This is a genomic window from Streptomyces boninensis, from assembly GCF_048572725.1.
Classification (GTDB): Bacteria; Actinomycetota; Actinomycetes; order Streptomycetales; family Streptomycetaceae; genus Streptomyces; species Streptomyces boninensis.
The window spans coordinates 2,380,793-2,405,353 of record NZ_CP183837.1; the positions used below are offsets into that span (position 1 = coordinate 2,380,793).

20 protein-coding genes and 2 pseudogenes are annotated in these 24,561 nt (G+C 72.7%); 13 read left to right on the forward strand and 9 right to left on the reverse strand.

Going from position 1 to position 24,561, the window contains the following annotated elements:
* Positions 1-49 precede the first annotated feature (49 nt).
* The gene (locus tag ACNNMR_RS10695) at positions 50-1,273 is read left to right on the forward strand and encodes an MFS transporter (RefSeq protein ID WP_419994317.1); all 1,224 of its coding nucleotides are present in this window, start codon (positions 50-52) and stop codon (positions 1,271-1,273) included.
* On the opposite strand, the gene ACNNMR_RS10700 is transcribed toward ACNNMR_RS10695, so the two are convergent.
* A complete protein-coding gene (locus ACNNMR_RS10700; protein WP_419994318.1) occupies positions 1,219-1,740 on the reverse strand; it encodes a DUF1990 family protein in 522 nt (173 codons plus the stop codon). The genes ACNNMR_RS10695 and ACNNMR_RS10700 overlap by 55 nt on opposite strands.
* Positions 1,737-2,564 carry a YndJ family protein gene (locus tag ACNNMR_RS10705; RefSeq protein ID WP_420000325.1) on the reverse strand — a complete coding sequence of 276 codons (828 nt, stop codon included), beginning with the start codon at positions 2,562-2,564 and terminating at the stop codon, positions 1,737-1,739. The genes ACNNMR_RS10700 and ACNNMR_RS10705 overlap by 4 nt, the downstream gene beginning before the upstream one ends.
* Positions 2,565-2,658: 94 nt before the next feature.
* Between ACNNMR_RS10705 and ACNNMR_RS10710 the strand changes: the two genes are divergently transcribed.
* The gene (locus ACNNMR_RS10710) at positions 2,659-3,081 is read left to right on the forward strand and encodes a hypothetical protein (protein WP_419994319.1); all 423 of its coding nucleotides are present in this window, start codon (positions 2,659-2,661) and stop codon (positions 3,079-3,081) included.
* Between the two features lie 6 nt (positions 3,082-3,087).
* Here the strand turns inward: ACNNMR_RS10710 and ACNNMR_RS10715 are convergent, their stop codons facing one another.
* The gene (locus tag ACNNMR_RS10715) at positions 3,088-4,647 is read right to left on the reverse strand and encodes an MFS transporter (RefSeq protein WP_419994320.1); all 1,560 of its coding nucleotides are present in this window, start codon (positions 4,645-4,647) and stop codon (positions 3,088-3,090) included.
* A gap of 74 nt (positions 4,648-4,721) precedes the next feature.
* A complete protein-coding gene (locus ACNNMR_RS10720; protein ID WP_419994321.1) occupies positions 4,722-5,261 on the reverse strand; it encodes a CGNR zinc finger domain-containing protein in 540 nt (179 codons plus the stop codon).
* A 79-nt stretch (positions 5,262-5,340) separates the two neighbouring features.
* Here ACNNMR_RS10720 and ACNNMR_RS10725 point away from each other — a divergent pair, with 79 nt between their 5' ends.
* The 4 genes from ACNNMR_RS10725 (at position 5,341) to ACNNMR_RS10740 (ending at position 10,494) form a co-directional block, all read left to right on the forward strand.
* Complete coding sequence (locus ACNNMR_RS10725; RefSeq protein WP_419994322.1) at positions 5,341-6,789, forward strand: MFS transporter; 1,449 nt, start codon at positions 5,341-5,343, stop codon at positions 6,787-6,789.
* Between the two features lie 67 nt (positions 6,790-6,856).
* Complete coding sequence (locus ACNNMR_RS10730; protein ID WP_419994323.1) at positions 6,857-7,177, forward strand: hypothetical protein; 321 nt, start codon at positions 6,857-6,859, stop codon at positions 7,175-7,177.
* A gap of 95 nt (positions 7,178-7,272) precedes the next feature.
* Complete coding sequence (locus ACNNMR_RS10735; protein WP_419994324.1) at positions 7,273-8,103, forward strand: class I SAM-dependent methyltransferase; 831 nt, start codon at positions 7,273-7,275, stop codon at positions 8,101-8,103.
* 135 nt (positions 8,104-8,238) lie between these two features.
* Entirely contained in the window at positions 8,239-10,494 is a 2,256-nt protein-coding gene (locus ACNNMR_RS10740; protein WP_419994325.1) for a hypothetical protein, read from the forward strand.
* A gap of 6 nt (positions 10,495-10,500) precedes the next feature.
* Here ACNNMR_RS10740 and ACNNMR_RS10745 read toward each other — a convergent pair whose 3' ends face one another.
* From ACNNMR_RS10745 to ACNNMR_RS10755, 3 genes are read right to left on the reverse strand one after another with little or no spacing between them, the layout of a single operon-like run.
* On the reverse strand, positions 10,501-11,748 hold the full coding sequence (locus ACNNMR_RS10745; RefSeq protein ID WP_419994326.1) for an RNA polymerase sigma factor: 1,248 nt from the start codon (positions 11,746-11,748) through the stop codon (positions 10,501-10,503).
* The gene (locus tag ACNNMR_RS10750; protein ID WP_419994327.1) at positions 11,745-12,020 is read right to left on the reverse strand and encodes a YciI family protein; all 276 of its coding nucleotides are present in this window, start codon (positions 12,018-12,020) and stop codon (positions 11,745-11,747) included. The genes ACNNMR_RS10745 and ACNNMR_RS10750 overlap by 4 nt, the downstream gene beginning before the upstream one ends.
* Positions 12,021-12,033: 13 nt before the next feature.
* On the reverse strand, positions 12,034-12,690 hold the full coding sequence (locus ACNNMR_RS10755; protein WP_419994328.1) for a YciI family protein: 657 nt from the start codon (positions 12,688-12,690) through the stop codon (positions 12,034-12,036).
* Positions 12,691-12,777: 87 nt separating this feature from the next.
* Here ACNNMR_RS10755 and ACNNMR_RS10760 point away from each other — a divergent pair, with 87 nt between their 5' ends.
* On the forward strand, positions 12,778-13,158 hold the full coding sequence (locus ACNNMR_RS10760) for an MmcQ/YjbR family DNA-binding protein (protein WP_419994329.1): 381 nt from the start codon (positions 12,778-12,780) through the stop codon (positions 13,156-13,158).
* Here ACNNMR_RS10760 and ACNNMR_RS10765 read toward each other — a convergent pair.
* On the reverse strand, positions 13,124-13,834 hold the full coding sequence (locus ACNNMR_RS10765; protein ID WP_419994330.1) for a CPBP family intramembrane glutamic endopeptidase: 711 nt from the start codon (positions 13,832-13,834) through the stop codon (positions 13,124-13,126). The two genes, ACNNMR_RS10760 and ACNNMR_RS10765, sit on opposite strands and share 35 nt — an antisense overlap.
* Before the next feature lie 251 nt (positions 13,835-14,085).
* On the opposite strand from ACNNMR_RS10765, the pseudogene ACNNMR_RS10770 reads away from it, so the two are divergent.
* The 4 genes and pseudogenes from ACNNMR_RS10770 (at position 14,086) to ACNNMR_RS10785 (ending at position 20,011) form a co-directional block, all read left to right on the forward strand.
* Positions 14,086-15,508 (forward strand): annotated as a pseudogene (locus tag ACNNMR_RS10770) (hypothetical protein).
* The gene (locus tag ACNNMR_RS10775) at positions 15,501-16,652 is read left to right on the forward strand and encodes an ARPP-2 domain-containing protein (protein WP_419994331.1); all 1,152 of its coding nucleotides are present in this window, start codon (positions 15,501-15,503) and stop codon (positions 16,650-16,652) included. Before ACNNMR_RS10770 ends, ACNNMR_RS10775 begins: the two are co-directional and overlap by 8 nt.
* Before the next feature lie 103 nt (positions 16,653-16,755).
* Positions 16,756-17,775, forward strand: a complete 1,020-nt coding sequence (glnII, locus tag ACNNMR_RS10780) for a glutamine synthetase (RefSeq protein ID WP_419994332.1) — start codon at positions 16,756-16,758, stop codon at positions 17,773-17,775.
* Between the two features lie 130 nt (positions 17,776-17,905).
* Entirely contained in the window at positions 17,906-20,011 is a 2,106-nt protein-coding gene (locus ACNNMR_RS10785; RefSeq protein WP_419994333.1) for a hypothetical protein, read from the forward strand.
* 1 nt (position 20,012) lies between these two features.
* Here the strand turns inward: ACNNMR_RS10785 and ACNNMR_RS10790 are convergent, their stop codons facing one another.
* Positions 20,013-23,795: a GH92 family glycosyl hydrolase gene (locus ACNNMR_RS10790; protein WP_419994334.1), complete on the reverse strand. Its 3,783-nt coding sequence runs from the start codon at positions 23,793-23,795 to the stop codon at positions 20,013-20,015.
* Positions 23,796-23,947: 152 nt separating this feature from the next.
* Here ACNNMR_RS10790 and ACNNMR_RS10795 point away from each other — a divergent pair, with 152 nt between their 5' ends.
* Together ACNNMR_RS10795 and ACNNMR_RS10800 are read left to right on the forward strand one after the other, a co-directional pair.
* A complete protein-coding gene (locus ACNNMR_RS10795; protein ID WP_419994335.1) occupies positions 23,948-24,073 on the forward strand; it encodes a hypothetical protein in 126 nt (41 codons plus the stop codon).
* 117 nt (positions 24,074-24,190) lie between these two features.
* Positions 24,191-24,469: pseudogene (locus ACNNMR_RS10800) on the forward strand (winged helix-turn-helix domain-containing protein); the annotation flags it as partial.
* Positions 24,470-24,561: the final 92 nt, after the last annotated feature.

Sequence of the window (24,561 nt, forward strand, 5' to 3'; positions counted from 1 at the left end):
CAGTTTACGGAAAGCAGGCCAGGGGTCGCGCGGGCAATGATCGCTCTCTATGAGAGCCTCACCGCGCGCCCGCCTCGCCGCCCTGTCCGTCACGCATGCCGTCGATGACGTCTATCAGGGGGCGGTCCCGGCCCTCATCCCTTTCCTTGTCGCCGAGCGGCACTACACGTACGCGGCGGCCACCGGGATCACCCTCGCCGCGACCTTCCTGTCGTCCGTCGTGCAGCCCGCCTTCGGCGTGCTCACCGACCGGCGGGGGCTGGGGTGGCTGGTGCCCGCGGGTGTGGTCACGGCCGGTGTCGGGGTCGGCCTTGCGGGGCTTTCCGCCACGTACGCGCTCACCTGGCTGGCGATCGCGCTGTCGGGGCTGGGCGTGGCCGCGTACCACCCGGAGGCGGCACGGGCCGCGCGGGCGGCGGCCGGGGGGTCGGCGGGGTCGATGAGCTGGTTCGTGGTGGGCGGGAATCTGGGCTATGCGGCGGGGCCGTTGCTGGTCACGCCGGTGCTGGCCGTGTGGGGGCTGGGGGCGACGCCGCTGCTGGCGATACCCGCGGTGGTGACCGGGGTGGCGCTGGTGGCGGTTCGAGGGCGGGCGGCGGAGCCGCGAAAGGCACCTTCGGTCCCGGCACCGCGCCCTGTCTCCCCCGCCCTCCAGAACTGGCCCGCCTTCCGCCGCCTCTCCGCAGTCGTCGTCTGCCGTTCCATCTGCTTCTTCGGCGTCGCGTCCTTCCTCTCCCTCTACGTCACCCGCCACCTGGACGGCAGCCGCGCGCAGGGCACCGCCGCGCTCACCCTCTTTCTCGCCGCCGGCGCCCTCGGCACCGTCCTGGGCGGGCGGCTCGCCGACCGGCGGGGGCGGGTCACCGCGGTCCGGGTGGGTTACGCGCTCGCCCTCCCCGGCCTCGCCGCGCTGCTCCTCGCGCCGGGCCCCGCGGCCGCCTCCGCCGCCGCCGTCCTCCTCGGCCTCGGCCTCTACCTGCCGTTCAGCGTGCAGGTCACCCTCGCCCAGGAGTACGTGCCGGGGCACACCGGCACCGCCGCCGGCGTCACCCTCGGCCTCGCGGTGAGCGTCGGCGGCGTGGCGAGCCCGGCACTCGGCCAACTCGCCGACCACGCCGGCCTCTCGGCCGCCCTCGCCACGCTCTTCGCCTTCCCGGTGGCGGCCCTGCTGCTCACGCTGCGGCTGCCGGAGCCGGTACGCGACCCGGCCGAGCCGGCTCAGCCCTCGGCCGCCGCCAGCCGCCGCAGCGTACGCGCCAAGCGGCGGGCGTAAAGCCGCTGCAGCACGGGGACGACAGGCCCGCCCAGCCTCGCGTACCAGACCGCCGGACGGCTGAAGGCGGTGACGGTGAAGTACACCGCGCCATCCGCCTCCCGCTCCACCACGAACGCCTCCTCCCCCCTCTCCGGATGCCCGCGCAGCGTCCCGTACCCGAAGCCGCCTCGCGCCTCCCCCTGCTCGGCCCACACCACCTCGCACGGCGCCGTGAAGGCCAGCGGACCGATCCCGAGCGACACGGTCGCCCGCTCGCCGGTCGCGGCCGGTCCTTCGGCCGTCACCCGGGCGCCGGAGGCGCGGTGCATCCGCCAGCTCAGTACGGCGTCGACGGCGGTCGCGTAGACCGCCTCGCCGTCCCCGATGCGGGCGCGTACCCGCAGGTGGTTGTAGCCCGCGGGCAGCGGGAGTGTGCGCGTGGCGCCGACCTCGGCGTAGGTGAGGGTGGTCTCGGTGGCGGTCATGGCAGGGGTGCCTCCTTGGTCAGTCGGTGCCAGGCGAGTAGCGAACAGAGGGCGAAGCCGAGCGCGTTGCCGAGCCCGTGGGTTGCGGCCATCCAGCCGAGTCCCGGGTGCGGGAGGCCGGTTGCCTCGCCGAGCGCCCAGGTGAGCGCGAGCAGCATCGTGGCGGGCAGGACGAGGGCGGAGACCGCGAGCAGCGTACGGGTGCCGGCGCCCGCCCGGGGCCGTACGTCCCGCCAGGTCAGCAGCGCCACCGCGAACATCCCGGCGGTCAGCACCAGCGCGCCCGCCAGCTCGGCCCAGTCGTTGACGAAGTAGCCGGCGAGCACCAGCAGCGTGCCCAGCGGCACGCTCAGCCCGGCCAGCCGCGCGACCGCACCAGGCGCGGACGTCGTACGGCAGCACAGCCCGGCCACCAGCGCCGCCGCGAAGCCCGCGAAGTGGAAGTGCGGCACGGTGAGGGCGAGGATCGCGGTCGAGAAGCCGAAGAGCTCGTGGCCCGCGCGCTCCGCGACCAGCGCCGTGCCCGCGACGGCCGGGGTCACCAGGGCGGTCAGGACCGCGACTTCGGCGGGCGTGAGCTCGCGGCGGGCGAGCAGGCGGCGCGGGGCGTGCAGGGCGAGGGCGAGGGTGGCCAGGCCGTATACGGCGGCCAGTGCGGTGGCGGGGGCGCCGCGCGGGAGCCAGAGCGATGCGGCGCCGAAGGCGGCGGCGTACGGCCACAGTCCGCGCGCCCGGTCGAGCGCCGGGTCGCCGATCAGGCGCAGCCCGGCGGGCACCACGACGAGCATGCCCAGCGCCACGATGAGATGGACCAGCACCCACATCACGCATCCCCCTCGGACCCTCGGAGTCGAACTTGAACATGTTCAATTCCTGTCCTGAGACTACTCCACCCCCATCCCTGGGGAGGCTCTTGGGGTGACACTCGACCCTGCCCTCATCGGCCACTGGAGCAGCCTTCCGTACGACACCGGTGCGATAGAGACCAGCGACCTGGGGTTTCTCCCCGATGGTCGCGGCTGGAGCGTGTGGTCGAGCGCGTCCGGGGGGCTGCATGTGGCGCGCTTCCGGTGGTTCTGTCCCGAGGCGGGGCGGCTTGAGCTGCATGAGCAGTGGCATGCGTCGGGGACGTGGGCGGCACCGGAGGGCTTCGCGTCGGTGGATGAGACGAGCCATTCGGAGGGGCTGGTCCGCACCGGTTACGCCATTGGCGGCGACGGCGGCGACTATGCGGCGCTGCGGTTCACGCGGCCGGTCGAGTTCACCGACGCGTACGCGCGGCGGGGGACGGCGATCGCCCCGACCGACGACCCGTCGTACGAGCTGCTGCCCTACACCTGACGGCGATCAGTGCGCGTTGTCCGTAGGCCGCACATCCGCCGGAATCCGCGCCCACGTCAGCCAGGCCGCCGCCACGCACAGCACCGCCGCCGCCACGAACGCCGGCGTCATCCCCCGCGTGAACGCGTGCCCCGCCGCCGCCAGCAGCTCGTGCCCGGCCGGCCCGCCCATCTCCTTCGCCGCGTGCGCCGCCTCGCCGACGGAGTCCCGCGCATGGCCCGGCAGCCCGTCCGGGAGCCGGCTCCGGTACAGCGCCGCCGTCACCGACCCGAGAATCGCCACCCCCATCGCGGCACCCAGCTCGTAGCAGGTCTCGTCGATGGCCGCGGCCCCGCCGACGTGGTCCTTCGGCGTTACGGACATCAGCGTCACGGACGCGACCGTAGTCGCCACCCCCGCGCCGAGGCCGAGGAGCGCGAGCGAGGTCGCCATGGTCGGGTAGTTCAGGTCGGTGTCGCCGAAGAGCGGCGACCGCTGCACGGCGTACGGGACGGCCAGCCCGATCGCCATCACAAGCAGCCCGACCGCCATCACCTTCCGCACCTGGAAGCGCTGCATCAGCCGCGGTGTCACCACCGAGGTGACGATCAGCGCGATCGGCGCGGGCAGCAGCCGCACCCCGGCCTGCAGCGGCGAGTAGCCCTTGGCGTACTGGAACCACTGCGTCAGCAGGAACATCACCGCGCCGAGGCCGACCATCCCGAGGAAGATCGCGCCGGCCGACACCGCGAAGGCGGGATTGCTGAAGAGGCGGACCTCCAGCAGGGGGTTGGCGAGCCGGAGCTGGCGGCGTACGAAGACCGTCAGGGCCACCGCGGCCACCGCCAGCAGCACCCATGGCAGCGCCGAGTCGAGGCCGGACTTGCCCAGCTGCTTGATGCCGCCGGCGAGCGCGACCATGCCGACGATGGACTGGCCGACGCCGGGCCAGTCCCACTTGCCGGTACGGGGCGAGCGGGACTCGGGCAGCAGCCACAGGCCGAGGCCGATCACGACGATGGCCACCGGGATGTTGAGCAGGAACGCCGACTGCCAGCCGAAGTGCTCCACCAGCAGCCCGCCGACCACCGGTCCGAGCGCCAGCCCGCCGCCGATGACGGCGGTCCACACGGCGTACGCGAACGCCCGCTCCCTGGCGTCCACGAAGGTGTCGCGCAGGATCGACAGGGTCGAGGGCATGATCGCCGCGCCGCCGACGCCGAGCAGCGCGCGGGCGGCGATGACCTGCCAGGCGGCGGTGGCGAAGACGGCGGCGAGCGAGGCGAGGGCGAAGAGCGCGAAGCCGGCGAGGAGCAGCCGCTTGCGGCCCCAGCGATCGCCGAACGCGCCCGCGGTGACGAGGAGTCCGGAGATGGCGAGGGCGTACGCGTCGATGATCCACAGCTGCTCGACCGAGCCGGGCTGGAGGTCCTCGACCAGGGAGGGGAACGCCACATTGAGGATCGTGGTGTCCATCCCGATCAGCAGCAGGCTGCCTGAGAGGATCGCCAGGATGACCCAGCGCCTGGCGTGCACGGCGGGGTCGGGGTGGGGTGCGGGAGCAGAGGCTGCCGGTTGTGCGGTCATATGCCACGAAAGTCTACCCAGCCATGACAGAACGGGCCTGGCCGACCGCCGGCTGCGGCGGTGCCGCGGACGCGTCAGCCGTGCCGGCGGCGGTGGGCCGCGACGCGGGTGCGGGATGCGCACCTGGGCGAGCAGTAGCGGCGCGGGGCGCCCGGGCCCGTACCGAGGAAGAGGCGGGTGCAGTCCGGGGCCGCGCACTCGCCCCAGGCCGGGCGGCCGTGCTCGGTGAAGATCTGCGCGAGCGCGAGCGCGCTGGAGGCGAGCAGCCAGTCCGCCCAGCCGGCGTCGTCGCCGCGGTCGGTGTGCAGGTGCCAGGGGTGGTCGCCGCCGTGGCGGGTGAGGCGGGGGCGGGCGCCGGATTCGTCGAAGACGGCGTTGAGAGCGTGGGCGGCGTGGTCGGGGTCGGGTGCGGCGAGGACGTCGTCGGTGAGGCGGCGGATGGCGGCGCGCAATGCCTGCGCGGCGGCGTCGTCGAAATCCGCGAGATCGGCCGGGGTCTCGCCGTGTGCGGCGAGGACGGCGGCGAGGGCGGTGCGGTCGAGCGCGGGGTTGGCGCGGACGGCGTTCGCGAGATCGAGGATCCGCTGGGCGGGGCGGAAGCCGTCGGTGGTCATGGGGCGAGGGTAGCCGGTAACGTGTTGTTTTAATAAACCGTTACGCCATTGAGGAGCCAGGAGCCCCCGGGATGCAGCGATGAAGCGCTACCTCGCCACCGCAGTGTGCGCGCGGCTGGCCGACGACGGGATGCCGGTGGCGGTGGCGCTGCTCTCCCTCGCGCGTACGGGCGGCGCGGGTGCGGGCGCGGCGGTGCTCGCGGCGTGGATGGTGCCGCACGTGGTCGCGGCGCCGCTCGCGGGTGCGCTGGCCGCGCGGGCCCGGCGGCCGGGCTGGTTCTACGCCCCGGCGCTGCTCGGCTTCGCCGGCGCGATAGCCGTGGTGACGGCGGGGCTGGGCGCGGCGCCGACGCCGCTGGTGGTCTCCGCCGCGGCGCTCGGCGGCGCCTGCGGCCCGGCGGTGACCGGCGGCCTGTCGAGCCTGCTGAGCGGACTGCCGCCGGGCGGCAGGCGAGAGCGGGCGTACGCGCTGGACGCGGCGACGTACAACGTCGCGGGCCTGATCGCCCCGGCGGCGGTGACGGTGGCGGCCACGACGCTGGGCGCGAGCTGGGCGACACTCCTGCTGGCCACGTCGGCCCTGCTGGCATCAGCCCTGGCCACCAGCCTGCCGCGACTCAACGCGGAGCACCCACCGGCCGCCGTCCGGGGGCACGCGTCCCGCACAGCGGGACGGGTGGGCCCGGACGGCACCGCAGCCGCCGACGCGACCCGCTCCGGCCGGCACTCACGCGCCACCCCGGAACACCCGCCCACCGCCCCGGAACACCCACCCGCCGTCCGGGGGCAGGCGTCCCGCACGGCGGGACGGGTGGGCCCGGACGGCACCGCACCCGCCGACGCGACCGGCGCCGAGCAGCACTCTCGCGCCCCCCGAGCCCGGGCCATCGCCCATGAGATGCGCACCGGCATCACCGCGATCGCGCGCACCCCACCCCTCCGCACCGCCACCCTCGCAACCTCCCTCGCCTACCTGGGCATCGGCGGCCTGGCCCTCGCCACCGTGCTCCTCGGCGCGGACCGCGACTACCCGGGCGGCGGCGGCACCCTCCTCACCTGCTTCGCGGTCGGCGCCCTCACCGGCTCGGCGGCGCTCACCCGTTGGACCCCGCGGGTCACCGCGGCCCGCCTCGCCGCCTACAGCCTCCTCGGCACCGGCGCCGCCCTCGCCGCGGCCGCGCTCACCGCCCCGTACGCCGCCTGCCTGGCCCTCTTCGCCCTCGCCGGAGCCTGCGACGGCCCCCTCCTCACCGCCACCCTCCGCATCCGCGCCGACCACGCCCCGCCCGGCGCGCACGCGCAAGTCTTCACCGTCGGCGCCGGCCTGAAGGTGACCGCAGGCGCCCTCGGCGCCGCCCTCGTGGGCATCGCGGCCGGCCCTCTCCCCCCGTACGCCCTGCTGCTCGCCATCGCCGCCCTGCAACCAACCGCCGCAGCCCTCCTCCTGACCCGCTCCGCCACCACCTCCCCAACCCACCCGAGCACACCCCCGCCCCAACTCGAACAAACATCCCGAACTCCCGCTTGACCAGGGCCGTTTGTCAGTGCCGAGCGGTACCATTGAGATACAGCTCGCGACGCCGAGGAGGCAGCCCATGACCGTGGCCCACGCCCCGACGCCCCTGTTCAGCATCAGGTCCAGCCAGTCCACCCAGAGCACCCAGCCCTTCGCGCCCCTACGCAAGAAGCCGCTCCCCGCCGGCCGCCCCCGGGAGTGGTATGTATCGCACAACCGCAAGCTCAAAGCGATGCGGATAGCCATAGCCCTGCTCGACACGGGCGTGTACACACCACAGCAGGCCACCAACTCCGTCTGCCGCCGCACGGCAGAGCGGATCGGCGTGCACCCGCCGTCCAACATCACCTGCCACATGATCCGCGGCCTGCTCCCCCGCGCCGGGGTAGAGCTCGGCTGACACCGCGGTCCTGTGATCGCCGGGCCCGGGCGGGTACGGTTCGCTGTGCCCGCCCGGCACCGCGGGCGGCGCGGAGGCACCTGGGAGGGGAGCTCGTGGCCAACGAGAAGGCGACCGAAGCGTGGAACGGTGAGGGCGGGCAGCGCTGGGCGGACGAAGCCGACCGCTATGACACGCTGCTGCAGCGCTACACACCGCGGCTGATGGCCGGCGCCGCGCTGCGGCCGGGCGAGCGGGTGCTGGACCTCGGCTGCGGCTGCGGGCAGACGAGCCTGGTGGCGGCGGCCACGGTCGGCGAGTCCGGCCAGGTCACCGGCGTCGACATCTCGGGGCCCATGCTCGCGACGGCGCGCGGCCGCGCCGACGGGCAGCGCAATGTCACCTTCCGGCAGGCCGACGTGCAGCAGGACGACCTCGGCGAGGGCGCGTACGACATCGCCATCAGCCGCTTCGGGGTGATGTTCTTCGACGACCCGGACACCGCCTTCACGCGAGTGCACCGCGCGCTGGCCCCCGGCGGCCGGCTGGCCTTCGCCTGCTGGCGCGACCCCTCCGGCAGCGAGTACTACCAGGTCCCCCGCGACGCCATCGCCCCCTACACGGCCCCGGACGAGCCGGAAGAGCCCGGCGCCCCCGGCCCGCACTCCCTCGCGGACCCCGACCGCGTCAGGACGCTCCTGAGCGGCGCGGGCTTCACGGACATCGCCCTGGAGCCGGTCGACGAGTCCGCCGTCTCCGGCACCAACGCCGAGGACGCCGCCGCCTTCCGCCTGACCAGCCCATCCTTCGCAGCACTACTGAAGGACGCAAGCCAGGAGGACAGGTCCAAGGCCGCAGCCGCCCTACGAACAGCCCTCACCCCGTACGAAACCCCGAACGGCGTCCTCCTCCGCGCCCCAGCCTGGGTCGTCACCGCCCACCGCTAACCACACCCCGCACCCGGCCCCCGCGCCATCAAGCCCGTCCGGCGTTTGAGGACTTCCGCGCGCAGCGCAGGAAACAGCCCGCGCCCAGGGCGCAACAGATAGGTGCGCAGGCCCAGCGCATGTTTACCTGGAGGCGTGAGTGCCTGGACCAAACCCGCGTGGACCACGACCGCCCTACGATGGACCGCCGCCCTCGTCGCCGTCCTCGCCACCGTCGTCCTGGTCCTCGCAGGCACCGCCCGCTCGACCGTCGCCAACGCCGCCTACTACCGCGACGTCCTCGACACCGAAGACACGTACGACCGCCTCTACGACCAGGTCCTCGTCGACCCCGAAGCCTCCGACGTCACCCGCAGCCTCCTCGGCCGCCTCCCCGTGCCGCAGGCAGTAGTCACGGCCAACCTCAAGACCGTCCTCCCGCCCTCCACCACCCGCGCCATGGCCAACGACGTCATCGGCCAGGCCGTCGGCTACCTCCGCGGCGACACCGACGAGCTGAAGCTCACCGTCGACCTCAAACCCGTCCTCGACAACCTCGGCGACCTCGGCCACATCTACTTCGCCGACACCGTCGCGGGCCTGCAGCAAAAGCCCGCCCCCGACTACCGCGCCTTCCAGCAGGAGCTCGACGCCGCCGTCGACCGCATCGCCGACGGCAAACGCCCCGACGGCCTCCCCACCCTCGACCTCACCGAGGCCCAGGCGGACGCCGCCGCCGACGCGCTCCTCAGCGCCGTCCCGCCGGCCGAGCGCAAGCCCTTGCGCCCCCGCGTCGAAACCGCCCTCGCCAGCGGCGACCTGGCCACCGCGCTCGCCGAGGTCGGCCCGGTGTCGTTCGCCAAGGACCGCAAGACCGCCGCCGCCCAGCTCCGCGACTCCGCCGACGGCTCCACCTGGAACCTCACCGCCGACCTCGACCGCGGCGGCGAGGACGGCCGCGACGGCCTCGCCCCGGTGCGGCAGGCGCGCGCGTTCACCAAGCTGGGCCTCGGCTGGGTGCAGACCATCGCCGCGCTGCTCGGCGGCGCCGCCCTCGCGGCGCTGTGGTTCGCGGGCCCGCCCGCCCCCGGCCGCCGTCTCAAGCGCCTCGGCCTGGCGCTGGCCGGCGGCGGCGCCCTCGCCTTCGCGCTGATCCTGGCCGCCAAGCTGCTCTCCGGCGATACGGCGATGGCCGCCCCCCGCGGCTGGCCGGACTCCGCGGACCGCCTGCTCACCGACCTCCAGCACACCGCCATGACGCGGCTGTTCGACACCGCGCTCACCACGGCGGCGTTCCCGCTGGTCGCCGGCGCGCTGCTGGCCGCGGGCGGCTGGGCGTGGCAGCGGCGCACGGCCCGTACGAAGGCGGCCGACACGGCCGGCACCGCCGGCACCGCCGAGGCCAAAGCGGAACCCGCCCTCCCTCCGCGCTACCGCTGGGGCGCCATCGGCGTCACCGCCGCCGCCCTCGCCGGCGCCGTCCTCGTCCCGAACGCCTTCGGCGGCGAGTCCGAGCACCGCTGCAACGGCCGCGCCGACCTGTGCGACGTCCCGTACGACCAGGTCGCCCAGGTCGCCTCGCACAACTCGATGTCCACATCCGAGGACAAGTTCATCAGCCCGCTCCAGGACCCCTCCATCACCGGCCAGCTCAACGACGGCGTCCGCGCCCTGCTCATCGACACCCACCGCTGGGAGACGCCGAAGCAGGTCACCTCGCGCCTCGCCGAATCCGACTTCACCCCGTCGATGCGCAAGCAGATCCGCAGCGTCATCAACACCGTCGACCCGCCCCGCAAGGGCACCTGGCTCTGCCACGCGGTCTGCCGCGGTGGCGCGATCCCGCTCGTCCCCGAGCTGCGCGAGATCCGCCACTGGATGGACAACAACCCGTCCGAGGTCCTCACCCTCGTCATCCAGGACGGCATCAGCGGCGAGGAGACGGCCGCCGCCATGCGCGACGCGGGCCTGGACGAGCTCGCGTACACCCCCGACGCCGACCCGGACGCCCCGTGGCCGACGCTCGGCGAGATGACGGAGCAGGGCAAGCGCCTCGTCGTCTTCGCGGAGCAGGCCGACGGCCCGGCCCGCTGGTACCGCAACTACTACCGCTACGGCATGGAGACCCCCTTCGCCTTCCGCAAGCCGGAGGACATGACCTGCACCCCCAACCGCGGCGGCACCGGCAAACGCCTCTTCCTCCTCAACCACTTCATCACCAACGGCGGCGGCAGCCGCCTCGACGCGGGCGAGATCAACGCAAAGGAGCGGGTGCTGCGGCGAGCCCGCGCGTGCGAGGCGGAGCGCGGCCGCCCGGTGAACCTGGTGGCGGTGGACTACGCGACGATCGGCGACGTGAGCGGCGCGGTGGACGAGCTGAACGACGACCGCGTACGCAAGCTCAACAACTGAGATGCCCTACGCGGATCGGCACTCCCGCAGCCGCCGCCGCAGAAAACTCCGCTCCGCCTCGTTCTCCACGAGCACCAGCGCCGCCTCGTACGAAACGGCCGCCTCCGCCAACCGCCCCTGCCTGCGCAGCAGATCGGCCCGCGTCGCCGGCAGCAGGTGATAGGCCGCCAGCTCCCCCGACTCCTCCAGCTCCGCCACCAGCGCAAGCCCCGCCGCCGCCCCCTCCGCCATCCCCACCGCGACCGCCCGGTTCAGCCGCACCACCGCCGACGGCACCCGCCGCTCCAACTCCCCGTACAGCGCCGCGATCTGCGCCCAGTCGGTGTCCTCGGCCGTAGCCGCCGTCATGTGGCAGGCGGCGATGGCGGCCTGGATCTGATACGGCCCGGGGCGCCCCCGCCGCAGCGCGCCCTCGAGCAGCCCCTCCCCCTCCGCGATCTCCGCCCGCTCCCACCGCGCCCGGTCCTGCTCCTCCAGCGTGACCAGCTCCCCGTCCCCATCCACCCGCGTCCCCCGCCGCGCATCGTGCAGCAGCAACAGCGCCAGCAGCCCCACCGCCTCGGGCTCATCCGGCATCAGCCGCGCCAGCACCCGCGCGAGCCGGATCGCCTCGTCGCTCAGCCCCCGCCGGATCAGATCGGCGCCGGCCGACGCGGTGTACCCCTCGTTGAACAGCACATAGATGACGCCGAGCACCCCGGTCGTCCGCTCGGGCAGCAGATGCGCGGGCGGCACCCGATACGGGATGCCCGCGTTCCGTATCCGCTGCTTCGCCCGCACCAGCCGCTGCGCCATGGTCGTCTCGGGTACGAGAAACGCCCGCGCGATCTCCGCCGTCGTCAGCCCGGCGAGCGTCCGCAGCGTCAGCGCCACCCGCGCCTCGATCGGCAGCGCCGGATGACAGCAGGTGAAGATCAGCCGCAGCCGGTCATCGCCGACCCCGCTGTCGTCCTGGTCGTACGGCCCCTCGCCACGCGCCAGCACCGCCGCCTCCCGCAGCTTCCGCTCCCCCACCGCCTCCCGCCGCAGCACGTCCAGCGCGCGATTCCGCGCCGTCGTGGTCAGCCAGGCGCCGGGGCGGCGCGGGACGCCGTCGCGGCGCCAGCGGTCCAGCGCCTGCGCGAAGGCATCCTGCGCACACTCCTCGGCGAGGTCCCAGTCGCCGGTCACCCTGATCAGGGTGGCGACGACCTGGCCCCACTCCTCCTTGAAGGCGGCGGCCACCGCCGCCTCGACGTCCTGGGACAAGCTCACTCCCACACGGGGCGGACCTCGACGGTGCCGCCGCCGAGCGCCGCGGGGTGCCGGGAGGCGAGCGAGATGGCCTCGTCGAGGTTCTCGACCTCGATGATGTCGATCCCGGCCACGTACTCCTTGGCCTCGATGAAGGGCCCGTCGCTGAGCAGCACCTCATGCCCCTGCACGCGCACGGTGGTGGCATCCTCCGGCGGCCGCAGCCGGGTCCCGGCCGTGACGACGAGGTCCTCACCGCCGGCCGGGGGGCAGAGGAACAGCACGTACTTCATGGCCGGCGCTCCCTCAGGACGCATCCGAAATGTGCTGGTGGACGATCCGCCACTGCTCGCCGAAGGAGCGATAGCCGGTGGTGACGCGATACGGCCCGACCACCGCGTGGCTGAAGCCGGAGCGCTCGTCGGCCTGGACGTGCAGCTCCCGAGGCTCCCCGGCGCCGAAGACCTTCACCCGGTCCGCGGCCGCACCGCCCCCGTACACCACCGCATCCGGCGCATAGCAGGCCGCCGCCCGCTCCACATCGCCGTCCGCACCGGCCGCCGCCAGCTCGGCGAGGATGCGCCGGATCTCGGGCTCCCCCGGCGCCGGGTCCCAGAAGGCGCGCACCTCGACGGCTCCGCCCGCCGCCATGGGATGCTCGGCGGCCGCCGTCAGGGCCTGCTCAAGGGTGTCGCACTCGAAGAGGTCGTACCCGGCGACGTACTCCTTGGTCTCCGCGAAGGGCCCGTCGGTGCGCAGCACCTCGCCCCCGCGTACGCGCACGGTGACCGCGTCGCCGGGCGGCCGCAGGCGGTCGCCGTGCAGGCGGGTGCCGTGGCCCTCGCCGTGCTCCACCGTGTACTTCTCGACCCACTCCTCGATCGGCAGCGTCCCCGCGGTGCCGGTGCCTTCCGCCGGTGCGTCGGGGGCGTTGTTTCCGCAGATCAGCAGCATGTACCTCATGTCATTTCCTCCTGCTCGCAGTGGCTCTTTCACCCCACCGACGAACGGCCGGGACGCCGATCGACACCTGCCGCCATAATTTTCCGTATGACTCCGGAAGCGCTCCGCAAAGCCTGCCTCGACTTCAATGGCGCCGCCGAGGAGAACCCGTTTTCCCGCCATCCAGAGGTGTCCACGTTCAAGGTCGGAGGCAAGATCTTCGCCCTGACGACGCTCGACGACCGGCCCCTGACCGTCAGCCTGAAGTGCGACCCGGAGCTGGCGCTGCGGCTGCGGGCCGCGCACCCGGAGTCGATCGTCGGCGGCTGGCACCTGAACAAGCGGCACTGGAACACGGTCACCCTGGACGGCTCGGTCCCGGACCGGCTGGTCCGGGAGATGATCGAGGACTCGTACGACCTGATCGTGGCGAAGCTCCCCCGCGCCCAGCGCCTCAAGCTCGACTGGCAGGGCGAGCGCGACGCCTGACGGCCCAGGCGGCGGCATAGCCGAGCGAGTTGGTGGCGGCGTGCAGCAGCGCGGGCGCGATGACGCTGCCGCTGCGACGGCGCAGGGCGGCGAAGACGACACCGGCGGCCGCGGTGGTGACCACGGCGGAGACGGCGGCGCGGGCGGGCGAGGGCGCCGCGCCCCCGGAGGCGGCGCCCGCCAGCGCCGGATTGGCCTCGACCAGATCCCGCGACGGCAGGATGTGCCACAGCCCGAAGAGCCCGGCTGCCACGACATCCGCCCCGACCTCCCCACACGCGGGCCGCAGGAGCGCGGGCAGCACGGCCCGGAAGCCGGCCTCCTCCAGCAGCACGGTCCCGAACGGCACCTCGACCAAAGCCTGCCGGGCAAGCCCGGCCCCGGTCCCGGCGGCCCGGTCGTCATCGAAGAGCGGCCGGGTGGCAGGCAGCAGGGCACCCGCCGCATACCCGGCACCGACCACGCCGGCCGCGGCAGCCCCGTAACGCAGCCCCTTCCCTACGGTCCCGAGCCCGAGCTCACCGGGCGTGCACCCGGCCCGCCGCGCGATCACGATCAGCGCCCCGGTCGCGGCCAGCGACACCGGCACCCCGGCGACCCCGCGCACCCGGTCCCGTACGACCCCGGCGGCAGCCAGCACGCAGCCGGCACCCGCGACAGCCCGCACGTCAGCCATCCGCCGCCACCTCCCCCGCAAAAGTCTCACGCATCGCGTAGCCGAGCGAACCGGACACCCGCCGGCCCGGCCCACCAGCTAAAACCAAGCGCCCCCGAAGATACGCCGGCGCTACGCTGGCAGCGCCGGCCGCGGGACTCCAGTGCGACTTCCGGAACCCGCCTGTGAAGCGATGATTCGCAGTTCGTGCTCTCATTCCCCGGCCGGCGCAAGCAACCAGGCAACACCCCGGGGAAAGGGACGGCACGACCATGCAGGGCACCCGCGCGGGACTCATCGCCGCCGAGGACGTGCTGCTCTTCGTCAATGCCGCGATCACCGCCACCGGCCAGCGCGAGTTCCGCTCCGACGCCGCCGAGCAGCACCTCTCGCTCGACTTCCTGCACGCCTACGTGCACGGCAACTACCGCGATCTGTACGCCGCCACCCTCAGCCTCGACATCAACGACCACAACGCCGCCCGCATCATCCTCCGCCTCCTCCGCACTGCTGGAGAGGCCGGCCCGGAGCAGCGCCGCACCGAAGGGCGCCTCATCGCCCGCCGCCTCACCCAGCTGCCGCCGCCCCGCGTCTACCGCCTCTTCGCCGACATCCGCGCCGCCGGCATCAACAACCGCCGCACCCGCGCCATCATCCGCGACTGGCTCTCCACCCGCCCCGACCAGGCCTTCGACGCGGTGAAGTACCGCACGGGCCTGAAGACCGCGGCCCGGCACGCGCACCTGCCCGGATCCGCCGAACTCGGCGACTTCCTCTTCGCACCGACAAAGCGCGTCCGCTACGCCCCCCCTCCTGGACGCCTACCGCCGCGCCCGCTACGAGCAGGGCGCGCTCTACGAGCTCCCCTTCACCACCGCCGAGGGCTTCGCCGCCAAGCACGGCATCCCGCGCCGCACCTTCCTGGAGCGCATCGAGCCGCGCCTGACCCGTCTTGAGCGGCTGCGGCTGCAGGAATCGGCCCGTACGCACAAGGCCAAGGCCGTCATCGCCGCGGACCTCGGCGCCATGCCGCTGACCCGGCTCGCCTCGTACGTCCTCGCCCTCCCTCTCGACGACAGGGTGAGCCGCCGCGCCGAGCTCACCGACGCCCTGCGCTCCGCGGCCCGCCGGACGGCAGGCGACACGGCCGGGACCTGGCCGCACACGGTGGCCGTACTCGACGACAGCTTCTCCGCATCCGGCTCCACCGAGAAGCGCCGCCGCCCCCTCGCGGTGGCGGTCGCCACCCACTTCCTCCTGGAAGCGCTCACCGGCGGCCACGTCTCACTCTGGACCTCCGGCCGCACGGACGCCCTCCTCGCCCGCCCGTACGGCCCGACCCCGCTCGGCACCCGCATCCTGGACGCCCTGGACCGCTCCCCCACCCGCCTGCTGATCGTCTCCGACGGCTGGGACAACGCCCCGCCGGGTCTCGCCGCCGAGGTGCTGCGCGTCTGGCGCGACCGCCTCGACCGGGACGGCCGCACGGACGTCATCCACCTCAACCCGGTCTACGACGCCACCGGCTTCGACGTCCGCCGCCTCGCCCCGACCGTCCCGACCGCGGGCATCCGGAACGCGGAGGACCTCCCGGCGCTGGTGGAGCTCGCCCGCTTCGCGGCGGGCCGCACTGACGTAGCGGAGCTGCGGGCCCACCTCGACACCCGGGTACGGAGCTACCTCGCCGATGACTGACCACGACCGCGACCTCGCCCACCACCTCGACCTCGCCCGCTCGGGCCTCACCACCGGCCCCGCCCAGGTCTGGGGCGCCATCCGCCTCATGCCGCTCCTCCGCGCCCAGCCGATCGACGACCTGCGCCTGTACCCGGTGATCTACGGCGGGCCCGGCGTCGTGGACGTCGGCGACGGCACCGTCTACACCGGCTACATCCCGCACGGCCTGATCGCGGACTGGACCACAGACGGCACCCCGGCCGCCGCGTACGGCACCCAGCTCGCCGACCGGGTCGGCCCGCCCGAAGCCATGCGGCTGCACTTCCACCGCCGCATGGCCAGGCGTGCGACGAAGACCCGCGTCCGCTTCCTCCCCCTCCACCTGGCCATGGAGGGCTACCTGGCGCTGCACTTCGGCGGCCCCACGATCCTGTGGGAGGAGTGGTCCCGCCGGGCCGTCGCCCGCGGCCTGTCCCCGCGCGCCGAGCGCACCTATGCCGGCGACCAGATCCCGGACCTGGAGGACGCCCTCCGCATCTTCGAGATCCACCCGGGCCAGTGCGGCGTCCTCGTGTACGCCGCCGACGCCCTGGCCGCGGCCTTTGCCGTCCCGCACCCGGACGACTACCGGCTCCTGCACCCCACCCTCGTCCAGGACATGTTCGGCGAGCTGATCTACCACTACGCGCACTTCGTCGGCCCGGTCCGCGACTTCACGGCCCGTATCGACGAGGGCGCCATCGACTCGCTCGCACAGCTGCGCGCCGCGGCCGAGCGGCAGCAGTCGGAGTGGGCGGACTTCCACGACGGCATGATGGCGGCGGGCCTGCTCGGCGGCGGCACCGGCACCGGCACCGGCTACAGCTTCGAGCAGGTGCGACGGATGGGCCGCTTCCGGCTGCAGCGCTTCCTGCCCCCATTCGAACGCCAGACAGAACAGCACATCGGCGAAACAATCACCGACACCGACGGCCGCATCGCGTACCTGAAAACCTTCCGCCTCTCGGAGAACCAGGTCCGCCGCGGCCACCTCCTCACCTCCCTGGCCGCCCACGACTGGCGCATCGACGCCACCGCGGCAGCCCTCGGCGCCACGCCGGAGGAGCTCAGCAGCCGCGTCCACCGCCTGGGTTTCGGTTCTCTGCTCGTACGTGACAGGTGAGCAGGCTGCGTTACACGGGGTTCACAGTCGAGCAATCGATGAGAAATCGCGGGTTGCCAGAGTGCGCCGTAGTGAGACCTCCTGACCCGCAAAGGACGGCGCCGTGACGTACAAGGCCGAATACATCTGGATCGACGGCACCCTGCCCACCGCCAAGCTCCGCTCGAAGACGAAGATCCTCGCCGACGGGGCCGAGCTGCCGATCTGGGGCTTCGACGGCTCCTCCACCAATCAGGCCGAGGGCCATGACTCGGACCGGGTGCTGAAGCCGGTCTTCTCCTGCCCGGACCCGATCCGCGGCGGCGACGACATCCTCGTGCTGTGCGAGGTCTTCAACACCGACATGACCCCGCACGAGTCGAACACCCGCGCCGAGCTGCGCGAGGTCGCGGAGCGCTTCGCGGCGCAGGAGTCGCTGTTCGGCATCGAGCAGGAGTACACCTTCTTCCAGGGCTCGCGGCCGCTGGGCTTCCCGGAGGGCGGCTTCCCGGCGCCGCAGGGCGGCTACTACTGCGGCGTCGGCTCCGACGAGATCTACGGGCGGGATGTCGTCGAGGCGCACCTGGACAACTGCCTGAAGGCCGGGCTCGGCCTCTCCGGCATCAATGCCGAGGTCATGCCGGGCCAGTGGGAGTTCCAGGTCGGCCCGCTGTCGCCGCTGGAGGTCTCCGACCACCTGTGGCTGGCCCGCTGGCTGCTCTACCGCACCGCCGAGGACTTCGGCATCTCCGCCACCCTCGACCCGAAGCCCGCCAAGGGCGACTGGAACGGCGCGGGCGCGCACACCAACTTCTCCACCAAGAAGATGCGCGAGAGCTACGAGGCGATCATCACCGCCGCCGAGTCCCTCGGCGAGGGCGACAAGCCGATCGAGCACGTCAAGAACTACGGCGCGGGCGTCGAGTCCCGGCTGACCGGCGCGCACGAGACCGCCCCGTGGGACAAGTACTCCTACGGCGTCTCCAACCGCGGCGCCTCGGTCCGCATCCCGTGGCAGGTCGAGCAGGACGGCAAGGGCTACATCGAGGACCGCCGCCCGAACGCCAACGTCGACCCGTACGTCGTGACGCGGCTGATGGTGGACACGTGCTGCACGGCGCTGGAGAAGGCCGAGCAGGTCTGACGGCGCGTAAGCACCCATAGGACACGCGTAAGGGGCGGCTGCCCGGCAGCCGCCCCTTACGCGTGTCCCGCTCCACCGATCGGCGCAGCCCCGTTCGCCGCCCCGCCGCAGGTCACCAAGGCTGGTGGCCATGGGGCGCATGGGGCAGCACGACGGCAGCCGTGGCAAATGGATCGCGCGTTGCACGGCCGCGCTCTGCGCCGCGGTGCTGCTCGCCACCACCGGGCTGCTCTTCTGCCGCGCCACCATCGCCGACCCCGCCTTCTACACCCGCGCGGTGAGCGACGCCGACGGCTACCAGCGGGTGTACGACGAGGTGCTCGTCGACCCCGAGGTGCGCGAGCAGCTCCGCTCAGGCGCCGCCGGGGTGCCGCTGCGCTCCGACCTCGTCATCGACAACCTCCCGCTGCTCGCCCCTCCCTCCGTGCTGGAGCAGACCACCGAGCACGCCGCCCACTCCTTCGTCGGCTACGCGGCAGGCACCGGCCCCGCCCCCTCCCGCGAGACCCTGCTGCGCCCCCTCGCCGGCGGCGCCGAGCAGGTGGCCCGCCAGCACCTGGGCGCCCTGCGCGCCGACACCGACGCCGCGACCGCGGACCGGCTGACCACCCTGGCCAGGCAGCTGCAGCAGGTGCCCGGCCAGTGGGAGGCGAACAGCGGCGCCCCGCTCACCGACTATCTGCGCCCGCCGCTGCGCTCCTTCGTCCACGAGACCTGGGACCCACCCGTAGCGCAGCGCCTCTACGACCGCATGCTCGACCCGCTCCTCAACTCCCTGGAGCCCGCCGCCGAGGACGCCAAGCCGCCCTCCCTCGACCGCCCCGCCACCCCGCCGCCCCGCGAGCAGCCGGCCTGGCTGACGGCGGCCCGCCCGGTGTTCGCGGCGGCCACCGCCCCGTACGCCCCGTACGCCGCGGCCGCCCTGCTCGCCGCCGCCTTCGCGCTCGCCCTGCACACCGCCCGCCGCGCGGGCCGCTCCGCGCGCTACACCGCCACCGTGATCTGCGGCGCCGCGGCGGGCGCGGGCGCGCTGGTCGGCGTCGAGTTGTGGTGGCTCGGCCCGGCCCCCGGCGAGCTGCTCCCCTCCGGGCTGCCGCCGAGCCTGCGGTCGCTGCTGACAGACGTGGTGCGGGAGTTGTACGGGGCCGCGGCGCTGGCGTGGTGGCGCGGCGTGGCCGTGCTCGCGGCGCTGACGGTGCTGCTCGCGGTGGTGCGGCGGGCCTCGCCGCGGCGCTGGGGCCTGCGGCTCACGGCAGCCGGTGCGGTGGCCTCCGCGCAGCTCGTCCTGCTGCCGACGGCGCTGCCCGCCGCCCCGCCCGCGGAACTGACCGGCGCCGCCGGCCGGCTCCCGTGCAACGGCAGCGTCGAGCTGTGCGACCGCCCGTACGACCGGGTGGTGCAGATCGGCACCCACAACGCAATGGCGACGGTCGCGGACGGCTTCCTCGGCGCCCACCAGGACCCGTCCATCACCGGCCAGCTGGACATGGGCGTACGGGCCCTGATGCTCGACACGCACCGCTGGGAGACCGGCCGCGAGCTGCTCCCCGCCAACGCGATGATCTCCACCCGCACCCGCCGGACCCTGGTCAAGGCGGTCGACGACGTGGTCGCGAAGCGCACGGGCGTGTGGCTGTGCCACGGTCCTTGCCGGCTGGGCGCGACCCGGTTCACGACGCAGCTGCGCGAGCTGCGCCGCTGGCTGGACGCGCATCCGCGGGACGTGGTGACGCTGGTGGTGCAGGACGACGTCAGCGCGGACGCGACGCGGAAGGCGTTCCGGGCGGCGGGCCTGGAGCGGTATCTGCAGCGGCCGCCGGAGCCGGGCGCCGCCTGGCCGACGCTGGGCGAGATGGCGGATTCCGGGCGGCGGCTCGTGGTCTTCCCCGAGTTCGCGGACGGCCCGATGTCCTGGTACCGGAACTTCTACCGCTACGCGGTGGAGACCCCGTACGAGGCGACCGACGCGGAGTCGCTGACCTGCGAACCGGCCCGAGGCGGCGACGACCGCAGCAAGAAGATCTTCCTGCTGAACCACTTCGTGACGCGGGAGGGCGGCGCGGACCGGGCCGAGGCGGCCCGGGTGAACACGGCGAAGGTGATCGAAGCGCGGGCCAAGGTGTGCGCGAAGGCGCGCGGCCGGCTGCCGACGATCATCGCGGTCAATCATGTGACGCTCGGCGACGCGATGGCCGCTGCGCGGCGGCTCAATGCGGAGCCGCCGCGCAGGGGTTGAGCTACTTCAGCAGCTCCACCTCCGTCAGCGTCCCGCCGCCGTCCGCGGCCACCAGCCGATAGTGCTCATACGTCCCCGGCTCGGCGATGCTGAAGGGCCGGGTCTGCTTCGCCCAGGCGAAGGTCTCGCCGGACCGCTTGTCCAGGTCCCGCCACTTCTTGCCGTCGGCCGAGCCCTGCAGCACCCACGACTTGGGCGCCTGGCCCGGCTCCGCCGAGGAGGTGAGCGTGTACTGGACCGCCTTTGTGCCGCCCGCGACCGGCAGGTCGACGGTCTTCACCTCGCCGCCCGTGTCCGACGTGTTGTCGAAGAGCGGTCCGGAGCCCTTCACCGCGTCCGTGCGCGGCGCAGGCACCTTGTCGTCCTTGGTGATCGACACCGGTCCGGCATCCTTCCCGGTGCCCCACCGGGACGGCTTCGGACCCATGTCGAAGACGAGCTCGCCGCCCTTGGCGATCGCCGAGTGCAGCAGGCCGGTCTTGGTCCACTTCTTGCCGTTGACCTTGAGACCCTGGACGTAGATGTTCTTCCGGCTGTTCTTCGGCGCCTTCACCACCAGGTCCTTGCCGCCGTCCAGGTGGACGGTGGCCTTGGTGAACTGCGGGGAGCCGATGGCGTATTCGCCGCTGCCCATCACCAGGGGGTAGAAGCCGAGCGCGGAGAAGAGCCACCAGGCCGACTGCTCGCCATTGTCCTCGTCGCCGTGCAGGCCCTGGCCGATCTCGTTGCCGGTGTAGAGCCGGTCCATGACCTCGCGGACCTTCTCCTGGGTCTTCCAGGGCTGACCGGCCGCGTTGTACATGTACGTGGCGTGGTGCGCGACCTGGTTGGAGTGGCCGTACATGCCCATCCGGACGTCCCGCGCCTCGGTCATCTCGTGGATGACGCCACCGTACGAGCCGGCGAACTCCTGCGACGCGGTCTCCGGTGTCGAGAAGTACTGGTCCATCTTCTTGCCGAGGCCGTCGCGCCCGCCGTAGAGGTTGGCGAGGCCGCGGGAGTCCTGGGGGGCCGTAAAGGCGTAACCCCACCCATTGGTCTCGGTGTAGTCGTAGCCCCAGATGCGCGGGTCGTATTTGTCGCTCGGGACCCGCCAGCCGCCCTTCAGGTCGCGGCCCTGGAAGAAGCCGGCCTTGTCGTCGAAGAGCTGGACGTAGTCGCGGGCCCGGTTGAGGAAGTAGGCGGCCTCGTCCTTGTAGCGCTCCTTGCCGGTCTTCTTGTAGAGGGCCGAGGCCATCTTCGAGATGCCGTAGTCGTTGAGGTAGCCCTCCAGCGACCAGGACAGCCCCTGATCGGTTTCGGTCGAGGCGTATCCCAGGAAGGGCGAGGTCTCCATGCCCTTCCGTCCGACGCCGGAGCTCGGCGGCACGGCGGTCGCGTTCTTCAGCGCCGCGTTGTACGCCGCCTCCGCGTCGAAGCCGACGCCCTTGATGTACGCGTCCGCGAAGGCCACGTCGGAGGAGGTGCCGGTCATCAGGTCCGCGTAGCCCGGGGACGACCAGCGGGAGGTCCAGCCGCCGTCCTTGTAGTGCTGCACGAAGCCGTCGACCAGCTCGCCCGCCTTTTTCGGGGTCAGCAGCGAATACGCGGGCCAGGTGGTCCGATACGTGTCCCAGAAGCCGTTGTTGACATACACCTTCCCGTCGACGATCTTCGCGCCGGTCTCGGTCGGGGTGTCGGGCTTCTCCGCCTTGGAGAACGGGCTGGCGTACTTGTACTTGCCGTTCACCCTCTCGTGCCCGGCGTTCGGGTAGAGGTAGAGCCGGTAGAGGCTGGAGTAGAGGGTGACCAGCTGGTCATGCGTCGCGCCCTCGACCTCGACCTTGCCGAGAATCTTGTCCCAGGCGTCCTGCGCGCGCTCCTTGACCTGCGAGAAGGACGTCCCCTCGGGGATCTCCTGCTTCAGATTGTCCTTTGCCTGGTCGACGCTGATGAGCGAGGTGGCGATGCGCAGGGTGACCTGCTTGTCCCCGAACTTCATATAGCCGGCCACGCCGCTGTCGCCGACCTTCTCGCCCTCGGTCGCGTCCTTGTCGAACTCGCCGTAGACGAACATCCGCGTCGCGCCGGTCGACAGCCCGGACTTGACGTCCGAATAGCCGGTGAAGGTCCCGGAGTCCTTGTCGAGCGTCAGCCCGCCGTCCTTGGAGACATTGTCGAAGATGACGTTCGCGTCATCCCCGGGATAGCTGAAGCGCATCATCGCGGCGTGGTCGGCCGGGGTGATCTCGGCCTTGATGCCGTTCTCGAAGGTCACGCCGTAGTAGTGCGGCTTCGCCGTCTCCTTGCCGTGCTTGAAGGGCAGCGCGCGGCCTTCCCGGCTCACGTCCGGGGTGCCTTTCGCCGCCGACGGCAGCAGTTGGAAGGTCTGCCGGTCGCCCATCCAGGGGCTGGGCTCGTGGCTGGCGGCCAGGGCCTGCATGGTGGGGAGGTTGTCGGCGTTGTTCCCGCGGGCGTACTCGTACAGCCAGCTCTTGGACTGGGCGTTGGTCACCGGGGTCCAGAAGTTGAAGCCGTGCGGGACCGCCGTGGCCGGGAACGTGTTGCCGCGGGAGAAGGAGTCCGAGGACATGGTGCCGCGGGTGGTAGACGCATAGTCCGAGTAGCGGTCGGGGGTCTCGACCGGCTTAGCGGGCGCGATGGAGATGTCGTCGACCCAGCCGCGGAACTGCGCGGGCCCCTTCGGCGAGTCGTACGCCACCAGCACCCGGTCCACGGTCTTGCCCGCGGCCACCCGGCCGAGGTCGGCCGCGACGGCGTTCCACTGGTTCACGTACAGCCGCTTCGCCGCGCCCTGCCCCTGCGGGGTGAGCGCGCCGCCGTGGCTGTCGGTGGCCTTCAGCTCGCTCAGGTACGTGCCGTCGGTGAAGGCGAGGTCCACGGCGACATTGGTCGCCGGGTAGTTGAGGTCGGTCTTCTGCATCTCGGGGAAGACCTTGTAGGAGAGCTCGCTGGTCTTGCCGACCTCGACATCGACGTCGAAGACCTTGTTGTACGAGTACGCGCGGCCGTCCGGCTTGTGGGTGCCGGCGTAGCGCAGCGCGTGGGTGCCGGTGAAGCCGACGCCGCCCTTCGCGGTGGGCGAGCCGACCGGGCCGCTGTCGACGGTGGAGCGCATGTCGCCGGGCTCGGGCGGCTCGGTGCTGCCGTCGGAGAGCTGCACGTCGGCGAGTTGCAGGGCGTCGGCGGCGCCGTTGTTCGCGGTGAATTCGAGACGGTAGTGGGCGTACGCGTCCGCGCTGCCGATGTCGTAGACCTTCTGCTGGAAGCGCTCGGGGAAGCTCTGGTCCTCGCGGGTGTCGAGGGTCGTCCAGCTGTCGCCGTCCTTGGAGCCCTTGAGGATCCAGCCCTTCGGGTCCCGCTCATCGTGGTCGTTGGCGCTGGTCAGGGCGTATTTGACGGCCTTGACCGGCTCCTCAAGCTCGAATTCCACCCAGGGCTTGGGCTCGGGCGCCAGCCACTTGGTCGCCGAGGTGGCGTCGACGAGATTACGGGCCACCTCCCCCGCGCCGGTGTTCTCGCTGCTGGCCTTGACCCCGACGACCTTGTCGGAGACGTCACCGGGGAAGCCGGAGCTGAAGCCGCCGTCGACGCCGGACGACTTCTCGGCGGTGTTCTTCCAGTCGGGCGCCGGCTGGCCGTCCTCGAAGGAGGACGCGAAGGACGAGTCGCCGCTCGGCGCCTCGTCGGGATCCGGTGCCGCGACCGCGGCCCCCTGGCCGAGCAGCGCGAGCGTGAGCGCCCCCGCCAGGACGTATCTGTACCGGCGTGCAGTGCGCGCCATTGCCCCTCCTTAGACAACGTTGTCAACGACGAGCCTCAAGGGACAAGTAATCGCTCAAGTGCCCAGCCGTGTCAAGAGTGTTGACTGTGGCGCACCGCTACGCAGGTGAAGCCGAGCTCCACATCCCGTCACCGGTCTGCTTCAATGTGCACATGGCCAGCCACCAGCACACCACCGCTCCCGGTCGGTACGACCTGGAGCCGTTCTGGCCGTCCCGGCAGGAGAACCAGTTCGACATGGAGTGTTGCCGCGCGTTCCGCCGCGCGGGCCGCTCGTAACATCTGGGCCCACCCGCGCGCTCGAAGTCCACCCGTGACGACCCGACGCGTGAAAGCCGAGACCCCATGTCGAATTCGCAAGCCCTCTTCGCCCCTTCCCTCCCGACCGCCGGCGCCCTGCGGATCGACCGGGAGACCTGGACGGCCCACCTCGACGGCGACCAGCTCGATCTCACGTATCTGGAGTTCGAGCTCCTGGCACACCTGGTCGCGCACCCGCACCGCGTACACACCCGCGACCAGCTCGTGGGCACGGTGTGGGGCTACGGCCACGTCGGCGACGGCCGCACCGTGGACGTCCACATCGCCCGCCTCCGCCGCAAGCTCGGCCCGCAGCACCGGGGGTCGATCGTGACGGTCAGGCGGGTCGGGTACAAGTACGTGCCGCTGAGCTGAGGCGCCCGGTAGACCTAGGTACACCCCCATTGCGGTGCCCGACACCCGTGCCCCGACCGCCTCCGACCGGCACACTTGGCTGCGTGAGCGAT

What these genes read in the sequence shown, in the direction of transcription:
- ACNNMR_RS10695 (WP_419994317.1), top strand. Translation starts at nt 50, where the DNA reads ATGAGAGCCTCACCGCGCGCCCGCCTCGCCGCCCTGTCCGTCACGCAT.
- ACNNMR_RS10700 (WP_419994318.1), bottom strand. Translation starts at nt 1,740, where the DNA reads ATGACCGCCACCGAGACCACCCTCACCTACGCCGAGGTCGGCGCCACG.
- ACNNMR_RS10705 (WP_420000325.1), bottom strand. Translation starts at nt 2,564, where the DNA reads ATGTGGGTGCTGGTCCATCTCATCGTGGCGCTGGGCATGCTCGTCGTG.
- ACNNMR_RS10715 (WP_419994320.1), bottom strand. Translation starts at nt 4,647, where the DNA reads ATGACCGCACAACCGGCAGCCTCTGCTCCCGCACCCCACCCCGACCCC.
- ACNNMR_RS10720 (WP_419994321.1), bottom strand. Translation starts at nt 5,261, where the DNA reads ATGACCACCGACGGCTTCCGCCCCGCCCAGCGGATCCTCGATCTCGCG.
- ACNNMR_RS10725 (WP_419994322.1), top strand. Translation starts at nt 5,341, where the DNA reads ATGAAGCGCTACCTCGCCACCGCAGTGTGCGCGCGGCTGGCCGACGAC.
- ACNNMR_RS10730 (WP_419994323.1), top strand. Translation starts at nt 6,857, where the DNA reads ATGACCGTGGCCCACGCCCCGACGCCCCTGTTCAGCATCAGGTCCAGC.
- ACNNMR_RS10750 (WP_419994327.1), bottom strand. Translation starts at nt 12,020, where the DNA reads ATGAAGTACGTGCTGTTCCTCTGCCCCCCGGCCGGCGGTGAGGACCTC.
- ACNNMR_RS10755 (WP_419994328.1), bottom strand. Translation starts at nt 12,690, where the DNA reads ATGAGGTACATGCTGCTGATCTGCGGAAACAACGCCCCCGACGCACCG.
- ACNNMR_RS10760 (WP_419994329.1), top strand. Translation starts at nt 12,778, where the DNA reads ATGACTCCGGAAGCGCTCCGCAAAGCCTGCCTCGACTTCAATGGCGCC.
- ACNNMR_RS10765 (WP_419994330.1), bottom strand. Translation starts at nt 13,834, where the DNA reads ATGGCTGACGTGCGGGCTGTCGCGGGTGCCGGCTGCGTGCTGGCTGCC.
- ACNNMR_RS10775 (WP_419994331.1), top strand. Translation starts at nt 15,501, where the DNA reads ATGACTGACCACGACCGCGACCTCGCCCACCACCTCGACCTCGCCCGC.
- ACNNMR_RS10785 (WP_419994333.1), top strand. Translation starts at nt 17,906, where the DNA reads ATGGGGCGCATGGGGCAGCACGACGGCAGCCGTGGCAAATGGATCGCG.
- ACNNMR_RS10790 (WP_419994334.1), bottom strand. Translation starts at nt 23,795, where the DNA reads ATGGCGCGCACTGCACGCCGGTACAGATACGTCCTGGCGGGGGCGCTC.
- ACNNMR_RS10795 (WP_419994335.1), top strand. Translation starts at nt 23,948, where the DNA reads ATGGCCAGCCACCAGCACACCACCGCTCCCGGTCGGTACGACCTGGAG.